This is a genomic window from Kamptonema sp. PCC 6506 (genome assembly GCF_000180455.1).
In the GTDB taxonomy this organism is placed as follows: domain Bacteria; phylum Cyanobacteriota; class Cyanobacteriia; order Cyanobacteriales; family Microcoleaceae; genus Kamptonema; species Kamptonema formosum.
Genome location: NZ_CACA01000122.1, coordinates 1 through 4,392 on the forward strand (window position 1 = coordinate 1; position 4,392 = coordinate 4,392).

At 44.7% G+C, this 4,392-nt stretch carries 7 protein-coding genes and 1 pseudogene; 6 read left to right on the forward strand and 2 right to left on the reverse strand.

Annotated features, from left to right (window positions below):
* Window positions 1-393: 393 nt before the first annotated feature.
* Both OSCI_RS06915 and OSCI_RS06920 read right to left on the reverse strand, forming a co-directional pair.
* Complete coding sequence (locus tag OSCI_RS06915) at window positions 394-642, reverse strand: hypothetical protein (protein WP_234708715.1); 249 nt, start codon at window positions 640-642, stop codon at window positions 394-396.
* 128 nt (window positions 643-770) lie between these two features.
* Entirely contained in the window at window positions 771-992 is a 222-nt protein-coding gene (locus tag OSCI_RS06920; RefSeq protein ID WP_019487993.1) for a helix-turn-helix domain-containing protein, read from the reverse strand.
* Between the two features lie 170 nt (window positions 993-1,162).
* On the opposite strand from OSCI_RS06920, the gene OSCI_RS06925 reads away from it, so the two are divergent.
* From OSCI_RS06925 to OSCI_RS06945, 6 genes and pseudogenes are all read left to right on the forward strand, one after another.
* Window positions 1,163-1,351, forward strand: a complete 189-nt coding sequence (locus tag OSCI_RS06925) for a hypothetical protein (RefSeq protein WP_007354168.1) — start codon at window positions 1,163-1,165, stop codon at window positions 1,349-1,351.
* A gap of 55 nt (window positions 1,352-1,406) precedes the next feature.
* On the forward strand, window positions 1,407-1,742 hold the full coding sequence (locus OSCI_RS29705; RefSeq protein ID WP_007354169.1) for a hypothetical protein: 336 nt from the start codon (window positions 1,407-1,409) through the stop codon (window positions 1,740-1,742).
* Window positions 1,711-2,322, forward strand: a complete 612-nt coding sequence (locus tag OSCI_RS06930) for a hypothetical protein (protein ID WP_007354170.1) — start codon at window positions 1,711-1,713, stop codon at window positions 2,320-2,322. Before OSCI_RS29705 ends, OSCI_RS06930 begins: the two co-directional genes overlap by 32 nt.
* Before the next feature lie 44 nt (window positions 2,323-2,366).
* Window positions 2,367-2,642 carry a hypothetical protein gene (locus tag OSCI_RS06935; protein ID WP_007354171.1) on the forward strand — a complete coding sequence of 92 codons (276 nt, stop codon included), beginning with the start codon at window positions 2,367-2,369 and terminating at the stop codon, window positions 2,640-2,642.
* Between the two features lie 114 nt (window positions 2,643-2,756).
* Window positions 2,757-3,479, forward strand: coding sequence for a hypothetical protein (locus OSCI_RS06940; RefSeq protein WP_007354172.1), 723 nt, complete (start codon window positions 2,757-2,759; stop codon window positions 3,477-3,479).
* A gap of 66 nt (window positions 3,480-3,545) precedes the next feature.
* A pseudogene (locus OSCI_RS06945) lies at window positions 3,546-4,392 on the forward strand (hypothetical protein); the annotation flags it as partial.

The window sequence follows — 4,392 nt, forward strand, 5'->3', positions numbered from 1 at the left end:
ACTAAAATGCTTTGAATTTACAGCTTGAGGAACTTGACAAGTGATTGACAAGTCTCTAGCTGAGAATGCTTACGCATTTCCGCTAATTTTGCATAACTAAAACACGGCATCAGGCAGCAGAATTGAGAGTGTGCGCGAGGGTTCAATTCACACAGCACTCCACAATCGAGTTGTCGAGATGACTCCGATCCTTTTTAACTTACTTAATGGCTATGCCCCGAATACGATTTTAGGGGCATTTTTTGTACTTAATAGCCGCGAGCGCGACCCCATAAGCAGTCCTCAAGTGGTAATTTTGCGCTCCTAATAGGCGCTACAATCGCCCCAAACTTGGTAAACCAGAAACGTTACCCAATCCGTGCAGCTTGTCTTGATAGAACTACTTAGTCTCTATCAAGAAGCTTTCGCGGGGGTCTGCGTTTCCTGCAATTCACCTTCAGTCGGTGCGGGAGTGGCATCCAACAGCCCTCTGGCAAACTGCTCGATCAGGTCACTCCGGTTAGTTCCGAGTTGTGTTGCTCGTGCATCAAGGTTTGCAACGCCTGTTGGAGTAAGGGAAATCGTAACCAGCTTTTTTATTTCATTATAAAGAGCTGGTTCTCCTTTACGGCGGTGTCCGCCCACTCCTCTTATTCTCGCCATAGATATAGCAATGTTCGCTTGGACTTCTACGATCATACCGCAGTTAAATAATTGATCGTATACAGATCCTAATATTAATTTATGTGACAGTCAAAAGTTAAGTATTGTTAAGTAAAGTCTCCCGTATGTCAATCCTCTGGTTTTTCCTCATAAAAAAGTTCGTTTATCTGTTTATTGAAGAGTTTGCAGATCGCTTGCCACGTAGCACAGTCCACTCGGTCAAACTGATTCTTTGCTAATCGTCGCACAGCACCTACATCAACATCAGCCGATTCAGCTACAGCGGAATAGGTCAGCCCCATTGCATCTATCCATTCTTGAAGCCTACATCGGATGGTGTGTTTTGCCATTACTTCATAAATTTGCTCATCTTTACCTACCTAATACCATCACAATGCCCTTGACTGATATAGCTATAGTGCTATAATGCACTAGCAACAGGTATCTAAAAGCCAGCGGTGCTGGTCTGGACAACTTTTACCGCTGGCTCAACTCTCATTAACATAGGAGCTAATTCACTATGACGCAAAATCAGGCGGTCGCACAATTCGCGATCGCTCTGCCTCAACCCAATCTCCCGCAGCAACTGGGACAGGCTAACCAATTCACCGCCATCCCAGAAAACGATCGCGCCCTCAAGCTTGTTGAACTCAAAGCGATCGCGCGATCGCCCTATCAGCTAAATTTTTTTACCCCCTTTGTGAGCTAATTCAAATCGAAAAAACAACTCTCTCAATTAGCTCACGAATTAGCTCACGAAAGTGATGAAAAAACACCGTAAACCAATCACAGTCAGGGCTTTCAACCCTAGCACAGGAACGCGCTCATGGTGGGAAAGAACAGAACTCAAACTTCTCCTCGGCGGCCGCAAGCCTATGTCAGAAGCAACATTTAAGCGAAGGCTGTCCCTCTTAGAAGAATGCCCGGAGTTCAGTCGCAAACTGCACGAGCGAAAGTTCTCAGACTTCCACAAATGGTGCTTAGTCACCCTCGAAAAATGGCTGATTGAAGCCAACTACCGCATTGACCCAGTACACAGGCGTTTAATTGAACAAGGATTGCCAACCCATGAATATTTCCAGAACAGAACTCAAAAGTGAACTCGGACTCGCCAAAGTTGCCGACATCACCAATGTCCGAAAAGCATTAGGTCAACCCAATTGGCAAAACTCACAAGTTGACGAAATTGATGCTACTGAAATCCGCCATTATTACTCGCTAGTAAGGGATGAAAAACTCTCACCTGACGATGCCATTTTACAAATAGCATCATCCCGAAACGGACGCAGTGCTTACTGCAACGAAATCGACCCAGATGCTATAGCTAAACCCTCCGATGCCAAACGAGACGAAACAGAAGATAAAGGTGCAGCCATTCAAGCACTTATTGAAGCCACACAGCAAGGCAACATTGGCCTCGCCGAAACAGGATCACAAATGGCCAAAACCAACGTGCAAGCCTTAAAAGTAGGTTACGTCACCACTTTAGTCACCGAATTATCCGACTTTGGCAACAACCTTCGCAGCAACTTAAACAGTTTATCAGAGGCAGCAGCAGCCACCCCTTTAGACTTGAGGGAAGCCAAACTTCCCACCCCCAAGTTAGCAGTACCCGTAACTTCGAGTGCCTTAGAACCTTACAAAACCACCCAACGGCAACAATCAGCAGGGCTCTGGTAGAAGCTCATACAGAACTAGGAAAAGCCCTAGCGATACAACAAAAAGTGTTAGTTGAACAGGAAAGAAATAGAGCAATTGGCATCACCAGCTTAACAATGTTGAGCGGCGTTGCAGTTGGCAACAGCACCCCAATCGGCAGTTTAGGTGGAGCCTTTATCGCCTTAGCTATTTGCCTTTCCTGTTTCCTAAAGCCTCAAAAAACAGAGCCCAAGTCCTCCAAGATTTCACCACCATCAACTGAGCTAATTATCGGTGCAACTGAAGTATTTATAGGTACAGATGGCTTAGCAATCTCTCAACAACAACAGGAGAAAACCTGAAGTATTTATAGGTACAGATGGCTTAGCAATCTCTTAACAACAACAGGAGAAAACCTGAAGTATTTATAGGTACAGATGGCTTAGCAATCTCTTAACAACAACAGGATAAATAACATGGATGTACAACCAATTCCACCCCAACCCGAATGGCAACCACCACCATATCCATTGACTTTTGAACAACAAAAAAACCGCCCTAAATTCAAACTATCGCCCCTAGCAATTCGATTGATTGCAGTTGGTGCGGTAGCACTACCTATTGCCGGAATTATCGCCTATTGGACTTTCAACAGCCAACCTCAAAAGAAAGTAGCACCAACCACCACTTTCAACCCCCAAACATTAGTCAATCAACTCGATACCAACTTCCTCCAAGACCAACAACAAATGAACCTATTTGTATGGGGTGATGGCGTAGGAGAACCCGGTCAATGGCAGCGATTAATCCTAGCAGAAGCTCAGAAAAAGACCTTCAACATTGACAAACAAAGAGAAGACAAAAAACACCCCTGTCACCGCATGAGCCGCGACGGATGTTTTGACTTAGTAGAAAGTCGCATAGAAACAGATTGGAATCAAGCAGCAATTCGACTTGACTATCCCAGAATGGCTGCTGCTTTATTTGAGTATTGTGCAGTGCTACAAGCTCGAACTGGACAAGTTTCCACCATTGCCGATGTCCAGCCTAATTTAATGATAGCAGCTATGCGGAAACTAAGGCAAAGTCGCACTCTTTATCTACAACAATCTGCTGAAGCTTTATCAGGGAAGCAAATAGAAGAACAGCGAGAAGCTGAACGAGAATTCAATCGAGAACAAGAGGTCAAACAGCCATGAAATTCAATCGAGAACAGGAGGTCAAACAGCCATGAAATTCAATCGAGAACAGGAGGTCAAACAGCCATGAATAAATGGGTACGAGCGTGCATTGCTACTGGCTGCTTTATGGGTGCATTAACTATTGGTTATCATGCCACTAAAACTCAAGATGTATTGACAGAAAGAGATGTGCAGTTGTGGCAGCAAACTGACAAGTTATACGCCACTTCTAAGCCGCCTGATTGGAAACCAATTGGCATCGCTATCGCTCTTATTAGTGTAGGAACTGGCTGCTATCACCTCTACAAAGTGTTGGAATTAGAGTCACAACAAACAACGCCTGGGCAACCAGGACAACAGCCTCCAGACTCTTCTAATAGTCCCACACCTCCCACTCAACCAATAATACCAATTGATGCAGCTAAAGGAGCAAATGACCGCAGATTAGAAGAGTTGTGGATGTTACTCAATCAACCTGAGACTAAGTGGGTTTTGTGCTTGCTTGAACCCCCTGCTTTGCTAGTAAAAGGAGGTCAAGGAGCCTTCAAAACTACCTTTGTTGGCTTCTTAATTTTACTAAGAAAATTGTACTGCGGACACAGCTTAGAAGTGAGCGACCCTCACGCTCATCAAAATGAGGATAAATGGTTCGCTTGTCGTTTAGTTGGACACCAACAAAACTATGCCGCAATTGCGGCTCAACTCTCTAATTATTACAAGCGACTCAAAACCCGCAACCTCAATTCTCCTCCTATTACTTCGGTGTGGGATGAGTACACCAATTATGCTACTCGTATCCCTGGAAATGGTGTAGAGGATTTCCTATTTTCCGTCTTATCTGATGCCAGAAAAGCTAGAGAATTTCCTATCTTAATCAGCCATACGGACAAGAAAGGTGGCACGGGTAATAGCAAGCGTACAGGCGAACATG

What these genes read in the sequence shown, in the direction of transcription:
- OSCI_RS06930 (WP_007354170.1), top strand. Translation starts at nt 1,711, where the DNA reads ATGAATATTTCCAGAACAGAACTCAAAAGTGAACTCGGACTCGCCAAA.
- OSCI_RS06925 (WP_007354168.1), top strand. Translation starts at nt 1,163, where the DNA reads ATGACGCAAAATCAGGCGGTCGCACAATTCGCGATCGCTCTGCCTCAA.
- OSCI_RS06940 (WP_007354172.1), top strand. Translation starts at nt 2,757, where the DNA reads ATGGATGTACAACCAATTCCACCCCAACCCGAATGGCAACCACCACCA.
- OSCI_RS06915 (WP_234708715.1), bottom strand. Translation starts at nt 642, where the DNA reads ATGGCGAGAATAAGAGGAGTGGGCGGACACCGCCGTAAAGGAGAACCA.
- OSCI_RS06920 (WP_019487993.1), bottom strand. Translation starts at nt 992, where the DNA reads ATGGCAAAACACACCATCCGATGTAGGCTTCAAGAATGGATAGATGCA.
- OSCI_RS29705 (WP_007354169.1), top strand. Translation starts at nt 1,407, where the DNA reads ATGAAAAAACACCGTAAACCAATCACAGTCAGGGCTTTCAACCCTAGC.